Below are 26,221 nucleotides of genomic sequence, written 5' to 3'. Positions count from 1 at the left end.
TTAATATCCAGCTCGACCAGCGCAGCCAAGCCGTCGATGGATTTTCGGAAGTCCACCGGCTTGGGGTACAGATACACTTTTTCGACTTTGGCATCGGGTCGCATCATGGCGAGCTGGCTCCTGAGGGGATCGGGAGCACAGCATCCGGGATCAGCTAAGCGCTTTGAATGTGGGGTTTATGGAGCGCTTACTGTCATTTTCGCTACTCTGGTCGGAGCACTGGTTCTAGCACGCGGGGCTGAGAGCACGGCCTTAAAGGACAAGATCCTCGACATAACGCGTAGCGCCTTGAAGCAATCAACGCCACACACCTGAATACGTGCGCCACGAATAAAAAAAAAGCCAGTCAATGACTGGCTTTCTTCGCTTAACTGCCCGGGTTACTTGACCGCAACCTTATCCCGATTCTTTTCAAAGATGGCTTTGCCTATCCCTTTGACCTCAAGCAACTCATCGGCTGACGTGAAGTCACCGTTAGCCTCGCGGTAAGCCACGATCGCCTTGGCTTTAACAGCACCAACACCAGAGAGTTCACGTTGAAGCGTCGCCTCATCCGCGGTGTTGAGGTTGATCGTCACCACTTGCGCATCTGATGCAACTTGCGCAGCGACAACCGGCTCAGTTGCCTCTACCGACGGGGCAGCATGAATCACGCTCGAAAAACCCACCATCAAAGCCAAAAAAATCGAAGAGATAAAAGCGATACGCATAAGTGACACTCCATTACATCGTTAAGTGGAATACAGCTCTCCTGAGCTGTATTCCAAACGTAGGCGATGGGGGTCGAGTGTCAAAAATCAGTGCATTGCAGAGTATGTAGTCAGGAAAACTCGCTGCGACGCTGCTGATGGATCCAGTCCACGATTTCACCCTCGGGCGCATAACCACTGACGGTCTCACGCAACAACTGGCGTACCCGGACATAGTCATCCACATCAACAGCATCAAGCAGTTGAGACAAGCGCTCTTTCAACTCATCCCAAGGCAACATGTCCTCATTCGCGCACATGATCATTGGATGACGAGTTGCGACTACGTTGTCACCAATCAGTAACTCTTCGTAAAGCTTTTCGCCAGGCCGCAAGCCAGTGAACTCGATTTCTATGTCGCCATGCAGGTTTTTATCAGAGCGGACACTCAAACCGGAGAGGTGAATCATCTTTTCGGCCAACTCGACAATGCGCACAGGCTCGCCCATGTCCAGGACAAAGACATCGCCACCTTGCCCCATTGAGCCGGCCTGAATGACCAACTGCGCGGCCTCAGGGATAGTCATGAAATAGCGGGTAATCTTGGGGTGGGTCACTGTCAGCGGACCACCGGCCTTGATCTGCTTATGGAAAAGCGGAATCACAGACCCGGAAGAGCCCAGTACATTGCCGAAACGAACCATAGTGAATCGGGTCTTGTTAACCCGTGACACATTAGCGGCATCGTCAAATAGCACAGGCGCAATCTCGCGACTGAGTGCCTGCAACGTCATCTCGGCCAAGCGCTTGGTGCTACCCATCACATTGGTCGGCCGCACAGCCTTGTCAGTTGAAATCAGTACAAAATTCGCGACACCGGACTGCAGAGCCGCCTGGGCGGTATTGAGCGTGCCCATGACGTTATTGAGTACACCTTCGGCGATATTGTGCTCAACCATGGGCACATGCTTATAAGCCGCTGCGTGATAGACCGTATCGACATGCCAGGTCTTCATCACATCCAGTAATTTATGGGGGTTACGCACCGAACCCAAAATCGGTAGCACCTTCACCGAAAGGGACTCGCGACCAACCCGCTGCTCCAGCTCGCCATAAATACTGTAAAGATTAAATTCGCTATGCTCGTACAGCAGCAAAGTAGTCGGTCTAAGAGCCAGAATCTGGCGACACAGCTCCGAGCCGATGGAACCACCTGCCCCGGTCACCAGGACACACTGATCTTTAATGCAGTGTTCCAGCAGCTCACCCTGGGCCGGAACCGGATCACGCCCCAGCAAATCGGCTATGTCCACTTCCTGAATGTCATCAACCTTGACCCGGCCACTGGCCAGATCCATAAAGCCAGGAACACTGCGAACATGCAGCGGAAAGCCCTCAAGCAAACTCAGGATCTCACGACGCCGACCGCGGGACGATGAAGGAACCGCCAACAGCACTTCCTGGGCTCCCGTACGATCAATCATCTGCTGAATGTGCTCGGGTTTGAATACCTGCAAGCCGGAGATGATGCGACCAGCAATCCCCTCATCATCATCTATGAACGCCACAGGCCGCATGGCCCGCCCCATTCGCAACGCTGCAACCAGCTGATTACCTGCTGCACCGGCACCGTAAATGGCTACGCGCGTCAGGCCATCGTCGCGGCTGGTGAAGGGTACGTGCTGAGCAGCAGAGAACCAGTCCCCCAGGAAGTATTGCCGCATGGCCAGACGTAAGCCGCCAAGCATGATCAGACTCAGCCACCAGTAGTTAAAGATAATTGAGCGTGGCACAACGTTTTCAGGCGTGCTGTACCAGTACATGACAACAGCCAGGATCAGCGATGACAAGCTGACGGCTTTGATAATGGCAATAAGGGCGTCATTGCCAAAATAGCGCATCACCGCACGGTACATGCCAAATCGGATAAACAAGGGGATGGCAATCAGAGGCGCGAAGGCGAATAGCCATAGGTGCATCCTGAAAGGATAAGCCATGTCGTCAACACCGAGTCGCACGACAAAAGACAGCCACAAGGCAGTCCAGACCAATACCACGTCGGTAATTACTTGAATAGAACGTTTTTGTCGTCGTGACAGGTTGAGTAAGTACGCTCGTATTTTGTCCATGATTTCCTTGACCATCTTTTTATACTTTGGAACGAGCAGGGTTATAAGTACACCCGTCCTTGAGCTATGGTTTTTTGATTCGAAAAGGTCAGCTCCCTACAGGCCCATCGATAACTTCCAGTTCCCCGGCATGGTATCTAACCGCCAGGTACATCAAGGGCAGATAAGCCAGCACCACACCCAACAGACCATCAAGCCCCATTACAGTTACGCACCAGGCTACGGGGAGCAGCCAGAAAATATTGATCAAGACCACCGCCATCGTCACCGGCAAGTGTTTGCCATGAAGACGCGAGGCAAATTGATAGGCATGACTGCGATGTGCCTCGTATACCTTGTCGCCACGTATCAATCGTCTGATCAGGGTAAAGGTCGCATCGACAATGAAGGTTCCCAGCAAAATCAGCCAGGCCCAAAAAAGTTGCGAAGAAGCCGCCGCAGCCTGAATCGACAGGCAGCCCAAAACAATGCCAAGGAAACCACTTCCGGCATCGCCCATGAAAATCCGCGCTGGCGGGAAATTCCAGAACAAGAAACCTGCGACCGCCATTGCGAGTAACAGTGGCAACCAGACCAGATGTTCAAAACCACTTAAGCCATACAGTAGACAGGCGCTCAGGCAAACCGTAATCGCTTCGACACTGGCAATGCCGTCAATACCGTCCATGAAGTTGTAAAGGTTGAGCATCCAAACCAGATAAAAAACCGCCAGAACGCCACCCAGCCAGCCTAGATCAATCGTCATGCTGAGCATGTTGATCGCAGGTAACCCGCCAAGCCAGAAAAGAGCCCAGGTGGCAGCAATGAAATGCCCCAACAAACGCCAGCGCGCAGCAATATGACCGTGATCATCCATAAAGCCGATTACGGCTATCAAAGCCCCGGCCCCGCCCACAGCCAAAATGACACCTGATGGCAGGAGACTCAGCCAGCCTAACAGCGGTAGCGCCAACAAGAATGCAATGACAATTGCAACGCCACCACCCCGCGGAGTTGGCACCGAATGAGAACTTCGCTCATTAGGGATATCCATAATGCTGCGCACCAATGCGTAGCGCCGTAACACTGCAGTCAATGCAAAAGACACAAATGCAACAATCGGGAACAACCACCAGCACATCATTGTTTTATATGTTTCCTATAATGCTCAGCAACTGCTTTCAACGCAGAATCAACTGTTACCGGAGGCACCCATTGTAACAAGGAGCGTGTTTTTCTGATATCCACTTGCAGCGAGCCGCACAGGCGCTGAGACAATGATTTTTTACCCAACAGGGTCGCTGTACTACTCAACATCCAGCTTGGTACAGGTAACAGTCGCGCAGTCTGACCCAGCGCTTGCGCCATGCGACGAAGCAATTGAGTGGTTGATAAGTCTTCACCATCACTGACCAGAAAAGTCTGATTGGCAGCGGCAGGATGGCTGATGGTTGTTACAATCAAGTCGACGAGATTATCCAGAGCCACCAGGCTGCGGCTGTTGTGAATAGCTCCGAAAGGCAAAGGTACACCTTTGTCCAGCCAGCGCATCATACTCAGAAAATTGGCCTTAACACCTGGTCCGTATACCAGCACCGGACGAATGATAACGACCTCCATTGCGGTTTCGGAGGACAGCGCTCTCAACGCCTGCTCAGCCTCCATTTTGGAAATACCATACGGGTCAGCAGGTACTGGCTGGTCATCGGCAGAGTAAGGGCTTCCTGTCTGCGTCCCTTCGCCATTGACCTTGATCGAACTGATAAATACAAAACGCTGGACGCCGGCCTCAACAGCTTGCCGCGCCAGATTCAAGGTGGCTTCAACATTGACCTGGCGAAAGGCGATCAGCGGATCAGCATCCGCCTCATTCATCACATGCACCCGAGCGGCACAGTGAACAACGGTTTTCACCCCAGCCAGCGCGTCGCTCCAGCATGCACCTGCAAAAGAGTCGAACGGGATGAAGGCAACGCCCTTTTCCTGCTTAATCGAGCTTGACCTTACCGGAGCAGTGATGGAATAACCGTCTTCCACCAGCCGGTGCAACACGGCTCCACCAACAAAGCCTGTGGCTCCGGTCAAAAATACAGAGTGCGACATTAACGATGCTCCTTACGTAAAGTTGCATCTTGAAACAGCTTTTCCAAGCGAGCCATCAGCTTAGGCTTCGAGTAATTACTCTCGTAGTATTGGCGGCCACACGCCCCCATTCTGGTTCTGGCAGGTACATCCAGTGCAGCCAAACGCAGAGTAATCCCGGCTAACGCCGCAGCATCACCCGACGGGCATGAAAAACCGGCACCCGACTCCTGTATGACACGAGCAGCCTCGCCATTGATCATGCCCAAAATCGGTTTTCCAGAAGCCAGATATGCCTGAACTTTTCCAGGAATCGTTTTTTCAAATACGTCATTGGTCTTCAGCGATACAAGCAATGCATCAGCACTGGCAAACAGCCCTGGCATTTCCTCTAACGGATGACGGCCCAACAAAAGGACGTTATCCAGGTTGCGAGCACTCACCTCCTCAGCCAACCAGCGACTCATCCTGCCGTCACCTACAATGACCCAACGCACGGGAGCTTTACCCTTCAGCGACTCTGCGGCATCGATGATTGCAGCAAAATCCTGGGCTTCGCCCAGATTCCCGGCAAATACAACAGTGAATACAGAGTCATCGCGCTCAAGCAGCGTAGAACCAACGACCGCCGAGTCAGAAAAATCATTCTCTGCCCAACTAGGAAAATAAATCACGCGCTCGGATGAAATATCCTTGGTGCAGTAGCTTCTGACGTTGTCAAAGAAACCATGAGATTGCAAAAGCAAATAGTCAGCACGGTTATAAATCCATGACACCATCGCCCCTACCGGCTTGAGCAGCAGTGGATGCTTTACAACCCCGACAGCCCGCAGTGTTTCAGGCCAGAGATCAAGTACCCAAATAAATACCGGCGCCCGCTTCAGTCGCCCAATGACCAGCGCAGGAATAGCAGCCATAATGGGCGAAACGGCATAAACAAAAACGCTGTCGTAGCGCTTTCCACGCAATTTCCAGGCCCCCAAGGTGGACGCCAGGCAAAAGAAAGAAAGGTAATTGAGTATTAAACGAATACTACTATTGCCCCGCGAAACCAGAGGCACCCTGACCACTTTCGCCCTCCCGTAACTCATGAAATCAGCCGGAGATTGGCGATAAGCTTCGTACACTTTGCCTTCTGGATAGTTTGGTTGGCCGGTCAACACCGTGACCTCATGCCCCTTTTCGGACAGGTCACGCACCAGGTCATTTATTCGCATATTTTCTGGCCAGAAATACTGCGTCACCACCAAAATATTCATCTTCACTTCAGACATTTAAATAACTCGTTCAGTAGCGCTTCCAAACAATTCGATTCACATAGTCCGTGTAACTGTGAAGAATTCTGGCCACTTTTTCCGAAACGTTGGGCATGCTGTAGTCAGCCACAAGACGCAAAGTACGATGACCACTCACTCCCTGGCTTTCCAGCAGATTCAAGCCTTGCAGAACTCGATTGACCTCAAGGCCAACCATCATGACAGCAGCCTCCTCCATTCCCTCCGGACGCTCATGTGCCTCCCGCAGATTCAAGGCTGGGAAGTTCAGTATCGAGGACTCTTCGTTAATTGTGCCACTGTCAGACAGCACCGCCTTTGCTGACAGTTGCAACTTGTTATAGTCCTTGAAACCCAGCGGTTTGAGCAACTGTACGTTGGCGTGAAACGTTACAGCCATCGCATCAACACGCTTTTGCGTGCGCGGATGAGTTGTCACGATAACCGGTAAATCATAGTGCGCCGCGACGGTATTGAGCACTTCGACTAATTTCAGAAAATTCTTGTCCGACTCTATGTTTTCTTCTCGGTGAGCACTGACCACAAAAAACTTGCCGGCTTCAAGCCCGAGACGTGAAAGCACGCCCGACGCTTCAATACCGTCACGGTAATAGTTGAGCACTTCAAACATTGGACTCCCGGTCTTGATCACCATGTCCGGAGACAGACCTTCTCGCAACAGGTAATCACGGGCAATTGAACTGTAAGTAAGGTTGATATCGGCCGTGTGGTCGACAATTCGACGATTGATTTCTTCTGGGACCCGCATGTCGAAGCATCGATTACCCGCCTCCATGTGGAAGGTAGGTATCTTGCGACGTTTAGCCGGAATCACGGCCATGCAACTATTAGTATCACCCAATACCAACAGGGCTTCGGGATTAACTTCAGCCAGAACCCGGTCAACGGCAATGATTACATTGCCAATGGTTTCTGCTCCGCTGCTGCCCGCCGCATTGAGAAAGTGATCCGGTTTGCGAATACCCAGATCCTGAAAAAAAATCTCGTTCAGCTCATAGTCATAATTCTGCCCTGTATGCACCAGGACATGATCACAATGTCTGTCGAGCGAATCAATGACACGCGACAAACGAATGATTTCAGGACGAGTGCCCACAACCGTAACAACTTTCAACTTTTTCATGACTGTCTCAACTTGAAAATGTGTTTAGGCTTCAGTGCCCACAGGCAAGGCATAGGTATCGGGATGTTCACGATCAAATATTTCGTTAGCCCAGAGCATGACAATCATCTCGTCATGGCCGACGTTGGTTATATCATGAGTCCAGCCAGGAACGGTTTCTACAATTTCCGGCTTTTCACCGGTGGTGAACAACTCGTAGAACTCGCCTGATACAATGTGCCTGAAACGGAAACACGCATGGCCTTTAATAACCAGAAACTTTTCAGTCTTCGAGTGGTGGTAATGCCCCCCTCGAGTGATGCCAGGGTGCGCCGTAAAATAGGAGAACTGTCCCGCATCGCGGGTTTTCAGCATCTCGACAAAAACACCGCGCTGGTCACCATATTGAGGGACCTCGTAGGTAAAACACTCGGGGGGCACATAGCTGAGGTAAGTGGAATAAAGTGCTCTCGTCAGCCCGGTGCCAACGGCCTCCGTTATCAACGTTTCGCGGCTATCGCGAAAAGCGGTTAACTGGATCGCCAGCGCTCCCACGGTGATTTCATAGGCAGGCTCAACCGTTATGAAGGGATCACCTGCCAGCTTGCCATCCATCACCGCAATGAAATGGCTGATTACATCATCGATATACGCCAATGTAATAGCAGCGTCAGGAGTGTTGATCTGGATTGGCTGATGACGGGCAATATTATGGCAGAACGTCGCGACTGCTGAGTTGTAGTTGGGACGCGCCCATTTCCCAAAGACATTGGGTAGCCGGAAAATATGTACCTGAATACCATGCTCAGCCGCCAACTCAACCACTGCCTGCTCAGCCCCCAGCTTGCTTTCTCCGTAGGCATTAGTGAGCGCTGCTTGACTGGATGAGCTGTAAAGTAGCGGAATCCTTCTGCCACTGGCTGCAATACCGTCACACACTGCACGGGTAAGATCGGTATTACCGGTTTTGAAGTCTTCAGGCGATTGCGGCCGATTAACACCAGCCAAATGAAATACAAAATCGGCTTGCAACAATCTGTCGTTCAAAGACGAGATGCTGTCTCCCCGAGAAAATTCTAACACCTCAATATCCTGGCGCTCACGCAAGAACGCAATGAGGTTTTTAGCGACAAAGCCCTGGGCGCCTGTGATCAGTACCTTCATTGCTTACTCCTCCGGAGTGACAGGTTCACCACGCTGGATAGCGTGCATGAATTCCAGCTTCAGGAGCAGCTTTTGCATACCCTCGATATCCAGGCGCAGGGTGTTATGGGAATTATAATCTTCCATGGTGGAGATTCTTTCTTCGCCCTGCTCGACAAACTTGCTGTAGTTCAAATCGCGCAGATCAGGCGGTATTCGGAAGTAATTGCCATGGTCCTCGGCACAGGCCATTTCTTCTCGGCTCAAGAGCGCCTCATACAACTTCTCACCGTGGCGGGTGCCAATAATCTGAATCGGGTGATCCGCCTGCCCCATCATGCTGGTAAGCGCACGAGCCAGCGTTTCTACGGTCGCCGCGGGGGCCTTTTGTACGAAAAGGTCGCCGTTATTTCCGTGCTCAAAGGCATACAAAACCAGATCTACTGCATCCGCCAACGTCATCATGAAACGCGTCATGTTGGGGTCAGTAATTGAAAGCGCCTTGCCGGCTCTGATCTGATCAATAAACAATGGGATGACGGAACCACGGGACGCCATGACATTGCCGTAACGCGTGCCGCAAATGACCGTTTTTGTCTCGTCGACATTACGGGACTTGGCGACCATGACTTTTTCCATCATGGCTTTTGAAATGCCCATTGCGTTGATGGGGTAAACCGCCTTGTCGGTGCTCAGGCATACCACCCGTTTTACGCCGTTCTGAATCGCAGCCTCCAACACATTATCGGTACCGATAACATTGGTCTTCACCGCCTCCATCGGGTGAAACTCGCACGACGGGACTTGCTTGAGTGCCGCCGCATGAAAGATATAATCAACACCACGAGTCGCATTCAGCACACTTTGGTAATCTCGGACATCACCAATATAGAATTTCAACTTCGGATTATTGTAATGCTTGCGCATGTCGTCTTGCTTTTTTTCATCACGACTGAAAATTCTGATTTCAGCAACATCCGTTCCTAAAAACCGCTTCAGGACTGCATTGCCAAAAGAGCCGGTACCGCCTGATATGAGAAGTTTTTTTCCGTTAAACATAAATCACCCAAACCTTTATATGAATTCCAAATCAGTCAGAACACGGCTCAAAACGAAGATATCTACTTTTCCGGCAATTTGAGACGTCAGAATGCATAGGAAAAAGAGCTGATTGCCACACCTTGCCAGACTCAATTTTCCCTGCCAAAGCGGCGAGCCCATGTGCAGGAAAAACTCGAAGCATGCCATCTCGCACGCCTGCACTTGCCAGCAAGCAGCTCACCGCTCGCACACCAAGTTTGACACGGCTAATACCGCGACCGCTGAGGTTCGCGGCAGCAAAAAATCAGTCTGACTTCAAGGCCGAGAATACCAGCGCATCCTTTTCTGCAGCACCAGGGTAGCTAATCAGCACAGCACGATACGTACCTTTAAACACAAAAAAACTGCCTGCTGCTACACCCACAACACCACAGGCCGCAATGACCTCGCCCATATGTTCAAGTGAACCACAGCCACCCAAAATAGTGACCGGGATACTCACCGCCTTGCGCAGCGCCGTCGCCAAGTCAATATCATAACCCTTCATCCGACCGTCATTATCGATGGAGTTGATCACAATTTCGCCCGCGCCAAGCTGCTCCATCTCGACAGCGACATCCAGCACGCTGCGCTTGGTATTACGTGTGCCGTTGTGTGTCCAGACATCGTGTTGTTTGCTGAGCAAGCGCTTCTTGTGATCCAGTACTACAACGACACTTTGTCGGCCGATTTCATCAGCAATCCGAGTGATCAGCTGTGGGTCTTCCAACGCCGCAGCGCTGATAGCGACCTTCTCCACGCCCGATGCAATAATCCGTTTGGCTTGCTCAGGGGTACGAATGCCGCCGCCGTAGCACAAAGGCATTCGACATTCAGCAGCCAAATGGGCGATCTGCCTGTAGTTAGGTTCATGCCCATTAACAGTGGCGTCGATATCCACCACGATCAACTCATCGGCTTCTTTCTCATTGAATATCTTCACCGCGTTGATCGGGTCCCCCACATACTTGGGATCCTTGAAACACACGGTTTTTACCAGCCCTCTGTCCTGGATCAATAAGCAGGGGATAATTCTAGGTCTTAACATTTCATAGTTCCGCGAAGTTTTTAAGAAGACCTACTCCACAGTGATGGCTCTTCTCCGGGTGGAACTGAACGCCATAAACATTATTCACAGCTACTGCACAACTGAAGTCCAACCCGTATGAAGCACGGGCCGCTGCATGGGACTGCTGATTACATTCGAAGTAAAACGAATGCAAAAAGTAGAAACGTGCCTCGTCCTCAAACCCTTTGAACAAGGGATTGGAGTGCAATGGCTGGACGTCATTCCAGCCCATGTGAGGCAGCGCAAGACGCTCCAGCCCCGGCACGGAGCGAAAGTGTCGTACCCGCCCAGGTACCCAACCAAGCCCAGGCAAGACGCCCTCTTCACTGGAGTCTGCAAGGATCTGCATACCAACACAGATACCAACAACCGGAATTTTCTTTACCAGCACCAACTCATCGAGCGTATCGCGCATGCCGGAGGCATTCAACAGCGCCATGGCATGATCAAACGCACCGACGCCCGGCAATATCAGCTTGCTGGCGCCCAGCAACTCCTGCGGGGTGCGGGCCACAACCACGGGGATATGCAGGCGTTTGTAGACATTCACAAAAGCCTGAATATTGCCCAGCCCATAATCGATTATGGTAATCATCTGAACAGTCTTCTTTCCAGACCCAGCGCACCGAGCACACGCGCCCCCAGACCGATCAGGAAACGTTTGCTCTTATAGTCGTGGAATGTTTTATTCGGCCCGTCAAACAGCGCTTGCAGCTCATCCACACTTAAATCGAGCTTGTTGGCGACATACTCAAACTCCGAGGCCAAGAATTGCTCATCCAGTTCGGGCCGGGAAATTCGCTCCAAGGCCGCATCACGGGTCATTTGGCCGGTCATGATCAAGCTGGAAAAGTGCGCTCGACGCTTTTCATAACCGAACTTGCGAGGCATCCAGTAATCTTCGTAAAACCGGGTAAAGCGAGACTCATGATGTTTATGCTGAAATTTCTTCCAGCCGAACAGCCGCTCCAGTGTCTCTTCCGCATCTTTCTTGATGTAGGGCAACAAATTTAGGGGCCGCACCACCTGCATGCCGAGAACATAGCGGTAGTAAATTTTGTAGGCCAAGACATCCACAATCGGGAAGCTTTTCAACTTGCGCGAGCCAAACTTTTTATGAATATCATTAATCAGCGTTTTATCGATACCCGGATAAGCGCCCCACTCTTCGGGCTCACGGCAGCACTCGGTAGAAAAGTTACCTCCGGTCAACACATATTTGATTTTGTGCGCCTTGGCAAATTTATACAGCCCGGAGAAAAAAGCGGTATCCTGGGGAATATCCTGATCAGCAACCTGAGCCTTTAAAAAAGCTAGCTGCAAGCTTTTCATCTCTTCCCAATTGATTACCTCGGTATAAAGATCCAGGTTCAGACCGTCAACCAGCTTCTCAATATTGCCAACAGCTTGGTCGGTATTCCAACCGGCATCGACGTGAAAAAGCAACGGCCTCAGGCCCATTTTTTCCTTGGCCAAGTATACAAGATAAGAGCTGTCCAGCCCGCCACTCAAGCCGATGATGCAATCAAAGTCGCGTCCTTTACCATCAGCCTTGATCCGCTCGGCAACCTTCATCAACTCAGCCTCACCCCGGGCATCGACGTGCCAGTTGGGCTGGATGTTGGTCCGAAAGTTTCCACAGTATTCACAGCTGCCCTGTGCATCGAAGCTGATGTGAGGGTCGGACGTATCCATGATGCACGTATTACATATTTGGTAGCTCATGAGGCCCCCCATTCAAAACTCGCCATTGGCATTGCCGCGCTCCATAAACATTTGTATCGAGCGCTCATCCTTTAGAAACAAAACATTTTTCCCTAGCGCCTTGTACTCATACCCCAAGAATGAATCATAAGAAACCTGATAATCGCAGTCCGGGAATACCGCAGGCGCAGCCACATGGTCGGCCAATGCCGTCAGCCGTGAGACCGACTCATCGTAAACGTGGCGGGGATGAAGCTTAACCACAATAAAAAAATCAAATTCACGCTTGACACGCTCAATAAAATTTATCTCCACTTCAAGAAACGGAGCGGACGAGGCTAAAAAAAGCACCTCTTTGTCACTGCCCATGTCATCGAGTTTAAGCCTAGGCTTGATGATATCAGTTCTTCTAAATTGATAATATCGTGAGAAAACCTGCTCAAACTCAGCGTCAAAGATATACAAACATTCAACCTCGCCAAATGGGTGAGCGAACTCAAGGTCGGGGTGGATGTAAGCATGCTGAATAATCGAACAGTTGCCAGTGACATGGGTCGCTATATAGTCCCAGCGCTGCAAATTGCAATCAGTAACAAAATGCCGCCCTGAGTCTGAAACCTTGCACAAAAACAAAGAAAACCAAACCAGCGGCAGCAGATCCAACGCATGAAAAATCAGATCCTGACGCCGCACGCCGTGTTGCGACGAATACCTCAGAATGGACAGCACTACCCGCCAGACAATCAGCACAGCACTCAGATAGTCCTTGGCCTCGAGATACCTCAGCACCGCCCAAGGTCGTCGACATTCGAATCGGGGGCGTTGGTCGAAGTCTTTGTATAGATAATGGAACAGCTTCAAGTGCTTGGTATTGGGCAAGCACACCGTTTGCGGCAAATCAGTGACGGCACAGTGAAAGAAGCGCGACATGGAAACCAGTGCCATCAACACGTTGCCTAAAGCAGCCAGTGCAAGCACCGGCAAGATCAAAACAGTCATCAGTGACAACGCCCACTGCAGTGGCTTGCCGTAACGCTTGCGCAAAGTCAAAAGCGGCATGATCTTGTATTGAGGCAATGTATCTGCCAAAGGTTCCGCTGCCAGGAACTTCGCCTTCAACGAGCGATCAAGACAGACCTCGTTCACGTATGCCTGAAGGATCAGTGCGGGTAATGCAGAGAGACGCTTATGGCTCATCAGGACTTACTCGAATAAAAAGCAGGCGACTGCACAATAATAAAACACCGTAAAAAGCCATATTAAACGGTGCAATCCACTGCAACATACTCCCTCGAAACATACTGAGGAAAAATAGCAGTTCGCAGACAAAAATAAACAAGAACACCGGCCCTAACCGATAGCGGAACGCATACAGCCCACCCACATAAAGGGCATAAATAAATATCGGAACAATCCAAAAAATATAGTATCCATAGTTCAAATACAGCTCTGTCTCTATCGGCCACTGCTGGGTCGCAGACCCTTCGAACCATTGTTCGGGGTAATAGATCGACGTCAGCCAACGGCTGATGTCGTGCAAGTACTCCTCCGACACAAATCCGACAAAGGTCGACCATTTATTCAACGGGTAACTCATCGTCAGAAACACATCGGGCGGCATATCCCTAAGGATCATGTCATGCAGAAAAATCGTATTGAAATAGCTCAAAAAATACTCAAGCAACATTTCTGGGGTACTGTAAAAACCATTCGAACGAAAGTACATGGCAAAACTGAAGATCAAGATAAAGCCGAAAAAAATTAACGCGCCCTTCTTCAGGGTCAATTTCGCCACACTCAACCACGGTATGCTGAAGAAAATAGCAAAATAGAAAATTCGGCTTTTAACACCCTGAATGAAAGCACAGAAGGCCAGGACCAATAGTACAAACACAACCAGCGACCAACGAAACTGACGCTGAGTGCGCAAGTAAAATGCGAGCACAAAGGCCAGAAAATTCGAACTCATGATCAATAAAAAATTAAGAAAACCGTACCCCTTCTTGTTTTCAAGGTAGGTGTCGCTATAGTTATTAAACCATGCGTCAGCGCCGCCAGTGACTTGAAAAAAATACACCGCCCCTGTCAAAATCAGGGCGCTCCCGATAAATAACATAAGCGGACTGATACGGTACGTTGTAAACAACTCCTGCGCCGAGGCCGGCGGCAGAGCAAGCTCTAAGGACCGGGTAAACAGGAAAAACAGACTAAACACATAAGCAAACGACAGGAGCGCCTCATCAGAAAGTCTCGACCAATCGTTAACCTTCCCCCATGGCAGCACGTACTCCCACTCCACCCACTCCAGCACATAAAACAGTGTGCCAGGGAAGATCAAGTAAAGAAAATAACTGCCAAAGACGATATTCGATGGGCATAGCACTTCCTTATTCCTGAACGCCAGGAATACCACCATCATGAATACCATAACCATAAATAACATAGCTTTACCACATCCTGTATTCAGAACTTTCAACAACGCGCCAAGGCCGCACTGACAGCCTCAAACACCTGCTTATGTCCTGTCGCGTTCAAATGATGGTTATCACTTAGGAAAATATCTTGACCGCGGGCTGAGTAACACTCCGCAAGAAAACCCTTGGGAAAATGTTCTGCCAGCAGTGCGTTATATTGCTCCACTGCTGCTTCTATACAGGGGTTTTTTTTGATATACGCAATTGAAGGAGGTGCTATAGGGACAATCAATAATATTGACTGAGGAAAGCGCTCGCAAAGACGCAGAAGATTGACCTTGAACTGACTCGGCTGAACGTAGCGAATTCCACGCCTGACGATGAGCTTGGCATAGTTTCGCTTCACCCATCGATGGACCAACCGGCTGACGACGCCAGGCACCCTCAATAATAACGACAGTTCGTTTTTCTTTATCGCACGCGGGTAGCAGTCGACAATCCCAACCTGAACGATCACCACATCGGCCTCGATGACCTGATAGTAGTCATCCACCATTGATAGCAACTGATTGGTGTCCATACCTGGCACACTGACCATCCGAAACCTGTGACGCCCTGCGTACTGATCAGCGAGGCGATAGGTCCAGCATTGCTCATCATCTATCCGCTCCGGCTTTGCCCGAGGCAACCCCAGAGAGTCAGTTAATACAAGTATTTTCTTCATGCCGGTTTTGAACACTTATCCTTTTAAGCAGATAGACCACAAGAGTACCAACGAGCACAGCATTGAGCAGAGGCAAGAACACCATAAACGTCGTGCCAATGAACACATAGCCATAAAGGAAGGAAAGCGAGAGCCCTAGCCCCATCAAGCCAAGGTAGGCGACAGCCAGAACATGCTCCAGACGCTGAGCCAAATAGAAATTACATACGAAGCCCAAACAGATCAGCAAGGTCTTTAGTGTCAACATCGACACCAGCACACCTACTAACGCCCAACTGAACTTATGAATAATTAGAAGGAATACGACAATGGCAATGACAAAGCCAACCACGACCACCAACAAGTAAGTTACGTACTTCGCTACCATCGCCGTAAAGACCCCGTGCTGTTTCACACCAACACGACTGAAGCGTTTCAACAGCCCGGGCGTAAAGTAATACAGCACTGAGGTCATGCCCAAAAAGTAAATATTGGTCAGAACATCAACGTACTGAAAATCGGCTCTTAATTTCTCAGCAGCGCCCAAGATATTTAACACCAGTCGATCGGAGGTCAACAGCACCACCAAACCACTGGACATCAAAAACATATACTTTGAAGAGTTCAAGACGTTGAAGAACAGCGCCCCGTTTGCATTGGCCTGCCGCCGAAAGGCGTTCAGCGCAAATAAGCAGAATGTAAAGAATGAGCAGATCACCAATGCCGCTGAGGCGCCCCAAGCACTGAAAAACCTCACCTCCAGCGCAATGTCCCTGCCTAACCAGGCCAGCACAGAGAACGAGACAAAAAAAACGGAAGCCCACGCCACGTTCAAGGTATTGAGCAATGCATCGTTGCCCTGCAATCTGAATACCGTTTGGCAGGCAGTTTTGAGATGATTGGCACCGCCAATGAACAGACCGGCCATCAGGTAAAAGTTATCCCGCGCCACCACTGCAGCAACGATTAGGCAGCAGGCGACAAACGCTGAAAAATAAAGTTCAAGTCGCAGGATATTGTCTTTTTCATCGCCACTTGCGCTGATCGCACCATCCCGAATTACGCCATTGTGAAACCCCAGCGCCAGAAAAGTACTGTAGGAAATCACAATAAAAGCGACACTTGAGTCAGCGAGGGCCTGCTGGCTGGCCATATTAGTGAAAAATAGTGTCAGCAGCGCCACCAGCGCAAACTCACTGTAAGTTGCCAACACATAGGTTATTACGCCTGCACGTCCTTCCTGCCTCATAAGGCTGATACGCTGTTCGACGCCTGTCTAAACTCAAACATACGCAGCAATTCGCGCATAGAGCTTACTATTTTCCAGGTGTTCTTCCAGCGTGCACAAGCCTGTCTTTTCCAACGTCAGAAAATGCTCCACTTGCAGGTACAACCCTGGCTTGTAGTCGACGTCCAAGCGGGAGTCGACCTCAACGGCTTCTGTTGCAACAGTGTTGATAAGCTGCACTTGCAACTTTTCCAGCGGCTTGAAGATAAAACGGCGCGAGCGGGTCAATATTTCAACCGCCCAACGACCCGGAGCCTCCCAATCGCCTGAATAGGAAAACAATGCTCCGTCTGTTGTTTCTCCCGCACCCGCAAAGCGCGCAGCCCTGCTGTGCCAAGGCAAGTCTCCTGCGGTAAATGTAGCCATCTGCCGAGGCTTACCACCCAAGTAAAAGGCCAGGTCGGTCACATGACTTGTATTGGCAAAGAACCAGTTTTCCTTGACGCCCTCAGCCTTGGGTATTTTCTGAATAGTGTCAGACCACTCGGTAATTTCGAAATTAAAGCTGGTAACGCCACCATCCTCTTCGATCAACTCACGGGCTTTTATTACAGAGGACAGGAACCGCCTGTTGTAAGCGATATAAATTGAAGCACCCAGTGACTGCGCAAGCACCTGGATTCGTTCGATCGCCTCTAAGGTCATAGCACCCGGCTTTTCCACCAGCAAGTGTTTAACACCCTTGTTCAGAAGATAAGTACTGGAGTACTCCAACTGTTCAACACTGACTGCGACGATCGCATGGGTAATGGGTTGGACCGACGGGGAAAAGTTTTCGACCCCTCCGGTAAGCGGCTGAACACCCACCTGGGTGTTGAAAGCGTCCGCAGATTGCTGACTGCGCCCGACAACAACGAAGGGCTTTTCCATGCCTTGCAGCACTTTTGCATATTGAACGGCCATCGGGCCGGCACCGACTAGTAAAATCATGATAAACCTGAGTCAGGTGATTGGGCAAAGGGTGTGGGTATGGCCATCTTGCTTGTTGAAATAATCAAGCAAACCACTAAGGAAAGGCTCATGCAACGAGGCAGACTCGTTAAAGGAGGTCAGCGTACAATGCCCACTCACATTACTAAATAGCTGTCTGCCAATCTCGTGAGACAACTGGCTTTGATAGAGGACAACAAATGCAAGTATTTCCTCCTCTGCCGTTTCTTTAGTCTGGATCGTACACTGCCCTGCTGACTCATTGACATTGACTATAAAGTTTTCCGTTTCAATACGGATGCTCAGCGGCTCCGTTTCGGAGCCCACTGTCGATGTTAAGGTAAAGCCGCTATCACCCGACGTACCGGTCACTGTTCCTGATACTTCTTTGTAACCGGGGCGCTTGCTTTCAACGGGCGTGACATCAAGGCCGTCAGTATCAAGTGCATAGCTCTGATCACCTCCGAGCATCGCCCACAGATCGATAAAATGGATCGCATTGCAGGCCAGCCCCCAGTTGCTGCCCCGAACCTGCAGGTTTAGGGTTTGCTCATTCGCCAGGCGCTTTTGCAGCTCTTGGTAAATCGGAAACATTCGGCGCGGACAGTTCACCCACGCTTTCGTTTCCAGCGAAGCGAGAAGCCGACTGGCCTCTTGCAGCTGTGCGACTGACTGGAAAAGCACCTTTTCGAGGACTAGCTGGCGAACACTAGTGCTCGCAAATAAATCCTTAAGCACCTGTAAGCGACAGTCCGCATTGGTTGCGATGATGCAAAAATCGATGCTGCAATTGACTTTGGACACATCGGCCAAGAACTCAATCGACTTGATATTTTCGCTCTTGGCAACCTGTTCCCAGCGTTCTTGAGCGACCTTGCGAGCTTGTGCAGATGGCTCCACCACCTGGATGCAAATATCAGAAAAATCCGCAAGCGCCAACGCTTGCAGGTGACGACTGCCCAACTGACCCGCGCCTACCAGTAAAAAATTCAACATATTTGGACAATTTCTTTAGTGAGCATAAAATTACAGGCTAAAACCATCATCGACGATGATGTTCTGGCCATTGACGTAACGAGCGTGATCAGAAAGCAAAAACTTTATCGAACCGAGCACATCACTAATATCGAGCATGCCTTTACCCAGCGTTTGCTTCTTGTACTGCTCAAGAAATTGCTCGGGCTGATGATCAAAAATGCCGCCAGGGCTTACACTATTCGACCTGAATGCGCTATCTGAAACATAACTGGCCAAATACTTGCTCAGGTGCAGAAGCGCTGACTTGATAGCAGCATACTCAACAGGCATGGTCATGGATGTGTCGTCATAGACTTCAAACTTTGGAGCCACAACACCATAAATGGAGGATATGTTCACCAGGGAAAATGGCGTCTGCTCACGTTTGAAATACACAGCACACTGTTGCATAAAGAGAAAGGATGAGCCCAAGTGCAAAGACACGTTTTCATTGAAGTCAGCAAGGGTGACATCAAACAATTTGGCGCCGTAGCGTTTGTTGCGCGGGTACGAGCAATTGACTGCGCCATCGACACCGCGCAGATTGGCGAATAATGCCTGCACGGATGGCTCATCGTTCAGATCAAGTGTTACACAGGTCAACGATGCGCTACTTGCATCCACCCCTTGCTGCACTAAACGCTCTGTCATTAGTGCCTGATTGATATCAGCAGCAATGACATGAGCTCCGTCAGCCACCAGAGCAGCCGTCAGTTTGCTGCCCAGCAACCCGCCCGCTCCGGCAATCAGAAACTTCTTATCCTTCAACATCGGTTCTCTCTTTATCCGCCAGGAGCATCTCGGCCATTTTGAAGTCATAGATATCATCGATATCGACCGCCCGCTCACGCGGCACCACAACTGACCTTACACGACCCGAAAAGATACGTTCATTATTTAAAATGAATTCGGGGTAAGCCACATAAGCCACTGTCGTCATGTCATAAACTGCCGGTGCGTCCTGCCGCCGGTGCACGTTCTCACCGGCACATACCAACTTGCTGGCACCTTGAGCATCGCGTACGACCATGTTGAAATAGGGGCTGCGCGATGCTGGCGTCACGCTGACCACGACATCCGTATTGTTATCCAGACAAGCCAGGCACTGCTCTACATCCTCGACGCTGCGTAACGGACTGGTCGCCGGTAAACTGACAAACACATCAAACTCATGCCCCTCAGTACGCAGGTAAGTGATCGCATGTCGCCATGCCAGCCACTCAGGCGCGATATCTGTTGCCAGCTCAGCAGGTCTTTTTATCACGCTGGCGCCATAGGCTTCAGCCACAGCGGCAATTTCGTCTGAATCGGTAGACACAAAGATTTTGTCAATGCCGACCACCTGCTGCGCCACTCTGATGGAGTGAGCAATCAAAGGGTGACCGCCTAAATATTTTATATTCTTTCCTGGCAATCCTTTGGAGTTGCCCCGTGCAAAAATAAAGGCGTATACATTCACGCTTGAATATCTCCGATTTTGACAGCCTGGCCTGTAGCAACAGATTTTCTCATGGCCTCAATCAGACAAAGTGTCTGGAGTCCATCGTCAAGTCCGATAACGGGCGCTGCCAAACCTTGTGCAACCCGAGAAAAGTGACGAAGCTGATCAAGGTACATGTTGTTACGGTCATAGTCAGGATCTTCGAACAGTACACGCGACTGATCACGGCCTGTGTGCAGGATAATTCCGTTATTAAGAATATCCCATACAAGGGTCCCCTGCTGTCCGACAACCTTGCAGGTCCGTACCGGAGCCCGCTGAAGAAAGTCCATATGCACATTAACCGCAAGCCGATCTGAACGAACCAGCAGCGCATCGACAGTATCTTCGACATCAATTTCCAAAGCGCCCGTATTTCGTGCGACGCAATAGGCCGTTTCGAATCCACCCAATAGCCAGCCGAGGTAATCCAGTTCATGACTGAGTTCCAGCAAGACCCCACCACCCAACTCACGTTGGGCTGACACATTTTTACGGTAATCACTCGAGGGGCGCCAGTCTGGCAGATACTGCCCAACCTCAACGCTGACGCTGCGCACCTCACCTACGGCGCACGAGTCCAATAGCGCTTTGAACTTCAGCGCCGAAGACATGAATCGCAGATTGTAGGCAATCTCAATTCGGTCTTTGTGAGCTGCCAGTACATCACGGTAAACCGTATATCGTTGTAGCGAGTCTGATAACGGTTTTTCAATCAGAACCGGTATCTTCCTGCTGAGTAACTGCGCCGCATAGGCCGCATGCAAAGGCGCTGGCGAAGCAACAATGCCGAACAGCGGATTGTCGTCAAGCGCCTCATCCATGGAACCGTAGATGACCGTATCATCGCCAACGTCATCCGCGGACAATTCTCTGCCTGATGCAGAAACACAGCCGACGCGGGCTGAAACAAAAAGCTTTTTAATATTTCCAATATGCCTTTTGGCAATACTTCCGCTACCAATAACCAGATAGGTCGCCTGCTTGCTCATAGCCCGCCTAACTCTTGCTGAGCACGCTGAAAGTCTTCCATACGACCAATATCAAGCCAGTATTCATGTACCGGGAACATATTGACGTCACGACCGGCGGCAATTTCATACTCCAGCAGGGTCGGCATATCCACTCGTTTATCTGCTGCAACACTCTTCACCAATTCAGGAGAAAGCAGATAGATTCCGGCGTTGATAAAAAAGCGTTGAATCGGCTTCTCGACCATCGATTGAATACGATGCCCGTCACTCTGAATAACGCCATAAGGCACGCAATACTCATACTCACGCACGCACATGGTCGCCGCGCCAAGATGGCCTTCATGAAACTCCAGAAGATTCTCGAAGTTGAGCGTAGTCAACAGGTCACCATTCATCATGAATAGGGGCAGATCAATTTCATCATGGGGCAGTAATCCCAGCGCTCCACCAGTACCTAGAGGAACCTCTTCATGAATATAACGAATCGATACGCCCCATTGGCTGCCATCGCCAAAATGCTCACGAATCATTTCCGGCATGTAATGGGTGGAGATAAAAAAGCGGTGGAAACCGGAATTGATAAACCGTTCGAGAATCAACTCCAAGATCGGTTTTTCCCCGACTTTCAGCAGAGGTTTTGGACAATTCTGGGTCAATGGCCGCAAGCGAGTGCCAAAGCCTCCAGCCATCAAAAACACTGGATTATCCCGGCGTCGCTTATGCAGCAAGTCGTGCAATGTTTCCAGACCAATAACTTGTCCGAGGGGATCCACTACAGGCAGCTGTAGTAACTGATAGGTTTCCATCACCGCCAGTATTCGCTCCCTGCTCCAGCCCAGACCTGCCGTACGCGGCGTGATGCACATGATTTCCCGGATAGGTGCCGTCAACGGGCGCTGCTTCAACAAGGCCCGGCGGACATCGCCATCGGTTAGAGTGCCCAACAGGCGTCGTTCCTGATCGACAACCATGACAATACGGACCGCAACCCGATCAAGCGTCGCGATGGCTTCCTCCATTGAGCACTCTGGACCAACGAGTGTTAACTCCCACTGCTTCATTAAATACCTTCTCTTTATTTACTCGTCCGACACAGGTCTGGAACGAGGTGCTTGCCCTAACAAAATATACCGCGAGGGCAAGTTACGAAGCATCACGGCGCCGGCACCGACAACTGCATACTCTCCAACCACCAGGCCTTGAATCACTGTCGCGCCAGCACCGATAAAAGCACAGATTGACACCTGAACGTTTCCACACAGGGTCGCGCCTGGGGCGATATGCACATGAGCAGCCACATTACAGTCATGGTCCACGCTGGCTCTGGTGTTAATTATCGTGTTGCTGCCTATTTTCACATCCGGCTGGATAATGGCTCCCGCCATTACCTGTACACCTTCCGCCAAAACCGCAGATCCGTCGACAAACGCCGTAGGATGCACAAGTACTGGAAACCGAAATCCCTTACTCACTGCACGCTCATAAATCTTTTGGCGCAGGTTACTCCCGACCACCTGCCCGATCCCGTTGATCAATCCTACATTTGCGCAATCGAGTTGATCCAGTGCCTCGTCCCCTCCCAAGACCCGGATCCCGCGCCACGTGACAATGCCCCGTCGATAGAGCTCAGGATCACAGATACCCTGCACCTGACGACCACTGGCGATTACCAGAGAAAGCAACACCTTCGCGTGCCCACCCGCCCCCAGCATGACCAGCGTCATCGACTCACTAGGCCCGGCATTCATTGCTCAACAATCTCACCGGCCTCCACGGCCCGTTGATTGCGAGTACCAACAAGCCCCCACAAAGCCGTAGGCGGCAAGCCGGAACTACTGCGAGCGGTTGTAAGGTCATCTCTGGATATGATTGCGCCAGCACTGATGTCTCTTGCTGCAACCACTTGCTGACGAGCCGCTTTACGGGTATCCCACTCACTGGGCTGAGGTGCTTTGCATGCATCCCCAAGCGCTAACTCCAAGGTGCGAATCTGACTGACCATGAACTTCAGCTCGTCAGGCTCCAGCGATGCCTTATGGTCCGGCCCCGACATAGACTGATCCAGCGTGAAGTGCTTTTCGATGAGCTTGGCACCGCGCGCCACTGCCGCGATGGATATCAGGCTGCCTTCGGTATGGTCAGAGTAACCCACCGGCAAACCGAATGCTTTCAGCGTGTCCATTGCCCGCAGGTTGACCTCAGCCCAGGGCGTCGGGTACTGAGATGTGCAATGAAGCAACGTGACATGACCCTGAAGACGCTGACGAGCCTCAACGCGACTCCAGTTTCGCCAGACTTCGTCCATATCAACAGGCTCGCGGTCAAAGATCATGGCATGCGCCACAATCGCCAGCCCCTGCTCTACCTCGCTGAGAGTAGCCATGCCCGTAGATAGCACGAGCTTTTTGCCAGTGTGTGCAAATTGCCATAGTAGCGGACCATTCGTGAGCTCACCCGAGGGAACCTTGAAAAATGGCAAACCCATTCCGCACAGAAACTTGAGGCTCTGCGTATCAAATGCGGTAGACAAAAACTCGATACCTGCGCGGCGCGCATGCGCTTGCAAGTCGAAATGCCACTCCTTGGGCAACTCAAGCCTCTTGAGCATCGCGAGTTGGCTTTCTTGCGCATCCGTGCTCTGCTTTTGATATGAAGCTTTGGGCGCGGCCTTGGAGGCCAAACGCACGGCGTCAAAAGTCTGAAACTTTACGGCATCGGCACCTGCAGCCGCAGCCGCATCAACAAGCGCGAACGCCAGATCACGCTCACCATTATGGTTTACGCCTGCTTCAGCGATGATATATACCGAGTCTTCGTTGGATGCTTTCATCGTTTAACTCAAATCGTGAAATGACTTGTGGTAGGTTCCATCGAAGCGCTCGAGCACATCAACAATGCTCTGGGAAGCATTACCGGCCCCGTAAGGATTGACAACTTCCTTGCAGTCACTGGCAAAATCAGCAGAGCACGCTCGGCGAATCGCAGCTTCGATCGATCTTGCATCAGGCTCGCAATTTATCACGGAGGCAGCAGCGAGACGACCGGCCTGGCGCGAACCAACATTGACCGTCGGAACACCGAAAGCCGGTACTTCTATGATGCCACTAGAAGAGTTACCTACTACTCCATCGGCCATCGCCACTGCACTTAAATAGCGCCTGAAACCGAGCGAAGGAATCGCTTTGACGCGTCCCGGGTTGCGCAGGGCATAGTCTTCCAGCAACGGAACAATAGCGCGCCCACCATTATCTGCATTGGGATACGTAAGAATGATTTTGTGCCCGGGAAACTGATCAAGGGCGGACAGCAGCGCATTGAAGCTTTGCACCGGATCCTCTGCAAGCATTGTGACCGGGTGGTAAGTCACCAACAGAAAAGCCGAATCAAGTTCAAACTCAAGGCTCTCGGACAACTCCTTCCGGGTCATTCGCGGGCTACGCAGTAAATGGTCCAGACCTATCGCCCCAACATTAAATACCCGCTCTGGGGACTCACCCATCTGGATAACGCGCTGGCGATAAGTTGGGGTGGCCACAAAATGGAAATACGCCATCTTGGTGATAGCGTGACGAATGGCGTCATCGTAAGCGCCCTCGGTAATTTCGCCTCCATGCAGGTGCGCGACAGGAATCCTCATGATCAGAGCGGCCTGTACAATTGCCAACGCTTCGAAACGGTCTCCAAGCACAACCAGAACGTCGGGCCGCAATCGGTCCAGGGCATCAGCAAAACCCAAGGTCCCGAGTCCCATGGACTTAACGACACCTACGTCGCTATCGGAGGACAGGAGCATTTCGACTTTGGCATCGATGGGAAAACCGTCAACTTCGATGCCTTTCCAGGTTTCTCCAAACTCAGGTGAGAGATGCATCCCGCTCACAATCACCTGCAACGCCAATTGCTCACTTGCCTGAATATCCTTCATCAGCCAATAGAGCAAACCGTACTCTGCACGCGTCCCGGTAAACACTGCAACTTTACGTTTCAAACCTGCAACTCCGGTATAACACTGCTCGGCAGATTGACAACCCGCTCTTCCAGCCATAGCGCATTGCTCAAGTCACCCCGCAGACTCGAAGTAAAAGCAGGCAAATGGGTCATCAGTTTCCAGATTGGCCGCGTCATAACGCCAGCCTGATTGCTGAATGCCAGCAACTCATCGCGCTGCGCGAGATCTTCACAAATCACGGCATTGAGCCAGTAATTGGAACGACTTCCTGGGGGTTCTACAACAGACTGAAACGGACTGTGCGCAAAGAATGCCTGGTAACGCCCTGCCAGGGTTCGTTTGGCTGCAATAAAAGAGTCCAACTGCTCAAGCTGGGCGCACCCCAAGGCGGCATTCAGATTCGGCAGCCGATAGTTATAACCAACCTCATCATGAACATACTCGTATGGATGAGCCTTTTTCGCCGTTGTCGTGATGTGCTTTGCTCGAGCGCCCAGTACATCATCGGTCAGGATCATGCCACCGCCGCCAGTAGTGATGGTCTTATTACCGTTAAAACTCAACGTGCCGACACAACCGAACGTACCGGTATGACGCCCTTTATAAAGACTGCCCAGTGACTCTGCGGCATCCTCAACCAGCGCAAGCCCCCAGCGCCCACAGACCTCAACCAGCAGATCAAGCTCCACCGGATGGCCAAATGTATGCATTGGCAAACAGGCACGGAGCACTCTGTTACAACTTTTCACCCTGCAGACACCGTCTCCATCCAGGTAGGCATGCTCTTGCAACCAGTGTTCCAAGGCAACCGGCGAAAGCCCCAGCGTATGCTTGTCTACATCGATAAATACCGGCTCGGCCCCGCAGTAGGCAATCGCATTGCAAGTAGCGACAAAAGTCAGCGGCTGAGTGAGGACTAAATCACCGGATTTGACCCCGGCCAACAGCAAGGCGATATGCAGCGCGGCTGTACCATTGACTGTTGCGATAGCGCGGGAGCTGCCAGTATAGGCCTCCATGTCACGCTCGAAACGATCAACGAACGCACCGACGCTGGAAACAAACGTCGAGTCGACAGTTTCCAGGACGTAGCGCTTTTCGTTCCCGGCAAAGATAGGCGCATGCAAGGGAATGAATTCATTTGTGCGATATTGTTCCCGCACAAACTTCACAAGTGAGTCGAGCATGACAGCC

Annotated in this window: 25 protein-coding genes; all 25 read right to left on the bottom strand. The window is 51.1% G+C overall.

Annotation, left to right across the window (positions count from 1 at the left end):
• Window positions 1-380: 380 nt before the first annotated feature.
• Window positions 381-710 carry a ComEA family DNA-binding protein gene (locus AC19YQ_RS10975; RefSeq protein WP_133077120.1) on the bottom strand — a complete coding sequence of 110 codons (330 nt, stop codon included), beginning with the start codon at window positions 708-710 and terminating at the stop codon, window positions 381-383.
• A gap of 110 nt (window positions 711-820) precedes the next feature.
• A complete protein-coding gene (locus tag AC19YQ_RS10970; RefSeq protein WP_500595131.1) occupies window positions 821-2,818 on the bottom strand; it encodes a polysaccharide biosynthesis protein in 1,998 nt (665 codons plus the stop codon).
• Between the two features lie 88 nt (window positions 2,819-2,906).
• Window positions 2,907-3,941, bottom strand: a complete 1,035-nt coding sequence (locus tag AC19YQ_RS10965) for an MraY family glycosyltransferase (protein ID WP_500595130.1) — start codon at window positions 3,939-3,941, stop codon at window positions 2,907-2,909.
• On the bottom strand, window positions 3,938-4,900 hold the full coding sequence (locus AC19YQ_RS10960; RefSeq protein ID WP_500595129.1) for a UDP-glucose 4-epimerase family protein: 963 nt from the start codon (window positions 4,898-4,900) through the stop codon (window positions 3,938-3,940). The genes AC19YQ_RS10965 and AC19YQ_RS10960 overlap by 4 nt, the downstream gene beginning before the upstream one ends.
• Window positions 4,900-6,153 carry a glycosyltransferase family 4 protein gene (locus AC19YQ_RS10955; protein ID WP_500595128.1) on the bottom strand — a complete coding sequence of 418 codons (1,254 nt, stop codon included), beginning with the start codon at window positions 6,151-6,153 and terminating at the stop codon, window positions 4,900-4,902. Before AC19YQ_RS10955 ends, AC19YQ_RS10960 begins: the two co-directional genes overlap by 1 nt.
• A gap of 13 nt (window positions 6,154-6,166) precedes the next feature.
• Entirely contained in the window at window positions 6,167-7,297 is a 1,131-nt protein-coding gene (gene wecB / locus AC19YQ_RS10950) for a non-hydrolyzing UDP-N-acetylglucosamine 2-epimerase (RefSeq protein WP_500595127.1), read from the bottom strand.
• A 24-nt stretch (window positions 7,298-7,321) separates the two neighbouring features.
• On the bottom strand, window positions 7,322-8,440 hold the full coding sequence (gene wbjC, locus AC19YQ_RS10945; protein WP_500595126.1) for a UDP-2-acetamido-2,6-beta-L-arabino-hexul-4-ose reductase: 1,119 nt from the start codon (window positions 8,438-8,440) through the stop codon (window positions 7,322-7,324).
• Between the two features lie 3 nt (window positions 8,441-8,443).
• Window positions 8,444-9,478: a polysaccharide biosynthesis protein gene (locus AC19YQ_RS10940; RefSeq protein ID WP_500595125.1), complete on the bottom strand. Its 1,035-nt coding sequence runs from the start codon at window positions 9,476-9,478 to the stop codon at window positions 8,444-8,446.
• A 286-nt stretch (window positions 9,479-9,764) separates the two neighbouring features.
• On the bottom strand, window positions 9,765-10,547 hold the full coding sequence (locus tag AC19YQ_RS10935) for an AglZ/HisF2 family acetamidino modification protein (protein ID WP_500595124.1): 783 nt from the start codon (window positions 10,545-10,547) through the stop codon (window positions 9,765-9,767).
• 1 nt (window position 10,548) lies between these two features.
• A complete protein-coding gene (gene hisH, locus AC19YQ_RS10930; protein WP_500595123.1) occupies window positions 10,549-11,163 on the bottom strand; it encodes an imidazole glycerol phosphate synthase subunit HisH in 615 nt (204 codons plus the stop codon).
• Entirely contained in the window at window positions 11,160-12,293 is a 1,134-nt protein-coding gene (locus AC19YQ_RS10925) for an N-acetyl sugar amidotransferase (RefSeq protein WP_500595122.1), read from the bottom strand. The genes hisH and AC19YQ_RS10925 overlap by 4 nt, the downstream gene beginning before the upstream one ends.
• Before the next feature lie 12 nt (window positions 12,294-12,305).
• Window positions 12,306-13,469, bottom strand: a complete 1,164-nt coding sequence (locus AC19YQ_RS10920; RefSeq protein WP_500595121.1) for a hypothetical protein — start codon at window positions 13,467-13,469, stop codon at window positions 12,306-12,308.
• Complete coding sequence (locus AC19YQ_RS10915) at window positions 13,459-14,691, bottom strand: hypothetical protein (RefSeq protein ID WP_500595120.1); 1,233 nt, start codon at window positions 14,689-14,691, stop codon at window positions 13,459-13,461. The genes AC19YQ_RS10920 and AC19YQ_RS10915 overlap by 11 nt, the downstream gene beginning before the upstream one ends.
• 53 nt (window positions 14,692-14,744) lie before the next feature.
• Window positions 14,745-15,266 carry an SGNH/GDSL hydrolase family protein gene (locus tag AC19YQ_RS10910; protein ID WP_500595118.1) on the bottom strand — a complete coding sequence of 174 codons (522 nt, stop codon included), beginning with the start codon at window positions 15,264-15,266 and terminating at the stop codon, window positions 14,745-14,747.
• A 118-nt stretch (window positions 15,267-15,384) separates the two neighbouring features.
• Complete coding sequence (locus tag AC19YQ_RS10905) at window positions 15,385-16,602, bottom strand: hypothetical protein (protein ID WP_500595117.1); 1,218 nt, start codon at window positions 16,600-16,602, stop codon at window positions 15,385-15,387.
• A 69-nt stretch (window positions 16,603-16,671) separates the two neighbouring features.
• Complete coding sequence (locus tag AC19YQ_RS10900) at window positions 16,672-17,607, bottom strand: Gfo/Idh/MocA family oxidoreductase (RefSeq protein ID WP_500595116.1); 936 nt, start codon at window positions 17,605-17,607, stop codon at window positions 16,672-16,674.
• A gap of 12 nt (window positions 17,608-17,619) precedes the next feature.
• Complete coding sequence (locus AC19YQ_RS10895; RefSeq protein WP_500595115.1) at window positions 17,620-18,603, bottom strand: Gfo/Idh/MocA family oxidoreductase; 984 nt, start codon at window positions 18,601-18,603, stop codon at window positions 17,620-17,622.
• Window positions 18,604-18,633: 30 nt separating this feature from the next.
• Window positions 18,634-19,395: an oxidoreductase gene (locus AC19YQ_RS10890; protein ID WP_500595114.1), complete on the bottom strand. Its 762-nt coding sequence runs from the start codon at window positions 19,393-19,395 to the stop codon at window positions 18,634-18,636.
• Window positions 19,382-20,083 (bottom strand): acylneuraminate cytidylyltransferase family protein, encoded by a 702-nt coding sequence (locus tag AC19YQ_RS10885; RefSeq protein WP_500595113.1) that lies wholly within the window; start codon window positions 20,081-20,083, stop codon window positions 19,382-19,384. Before AC19YQ_RS10885 ends, AC19YQ_RS10890 begins: the two co-directional genes overlap by 14 nt.
• The gene (locus AC19YQ_RS10880; protein ID WP_500595112.1) at window positions 20,080-21,096 is read right to left on the bottom strand and encodes a Gfo/Idh/MocA family protein; all 1,017 of its coding nucleotides are present in this window, start codon (window positions 21,094-21,096) and stop codon (window positions 20,080-20,082) included. The genes AC19YQ_RS10885 and AC19YQ_RS10880 overlap by 4 nt, the downstream gene beginning before the upstream one ends.
• Window positions 21,093-22,139, bottom strand: a complete 1,047-nt coding sequence (locus AC19YQ_RS10875) for a nucleotidyltransferase family protein (RefSeq protein ID WP_490325022.1) — start codon at window positions 22,137-22,139, stop codon at window positions 21,093-21,095. The genes AC19YQ_RS10880 and AC19YQ_RS10875 overlap by 4 nt, the downstream gene beginning before the upstream one ends.
• An 18-nt stretch (window positions 22,140-22,157) precedes the next feature.
• Window positions 22,158-22,802 carry an acetyltransferase gene (locus AC19YQ_RS10870; RefSeq protein ID WP_500595111.1) on the bottom strand — a complete coding sequence of 215 codons (645 nt, stop codon included), beginning with the start codon at window positions 22,800-22,802 and terminating at the stop codon, window positions 22,158-22,160.
• A gap of 20 nt (window positions 22,803-22,822) precedes the next feature.
• On the bottom strand, window positions 22,823-23,908 hold the full coding sequence (neuB, locus tag AC19YQ_RS10865; RefSeq protein WP_500595110.1) for an N-acetylneuraminate synthase: 1,086 nt from the start codon (window positions 23,906-23,908) through the stop codon (window positions 22,823-22,825).
• Window positions 23,909-23,911: 3 nt separating this feature from the next.
• Window positions 23,912-25,066 carry a UDP-N-acetylglucosamine 2-epimerase gene (gene neuC / locus AC19YQ_RS10860; RefSeq protein WP_500595109.1) on the bottom strand — a complete coding sequence of 385 codons (1,155 nt, stop codon included), beginning with the start codon at window positions 25,064-25,066 and terminating at the stop codon, window positions 23,912-23,914.
• Window positions 25,063-26,214, bottom strand: a complete 1,152-nt coding sequence (locus AC19YQ_RS10855) for a LegC family aminotransferase (RefSeq protein WP_500595108.1) — start codon at window positions 26,212-26,214, stop codon at window positions 25,063-25,065. Before AC19YQ_RS10855 ends, neuC begins: the two co-directional genes overlap by 4 nt.
• Between the last annotated feature and the right edge of the window lie 7 nt (window positions 26,215-26,221).

Source organism: Pseudomonas sp. MF06569 (genome assembly GCF_059862735.1).
The sequence above is the reverse complement of the archived record's forward strand: the minus strand, read 5'-3'. Positions and strand labels throughout refer to the sequence as shown.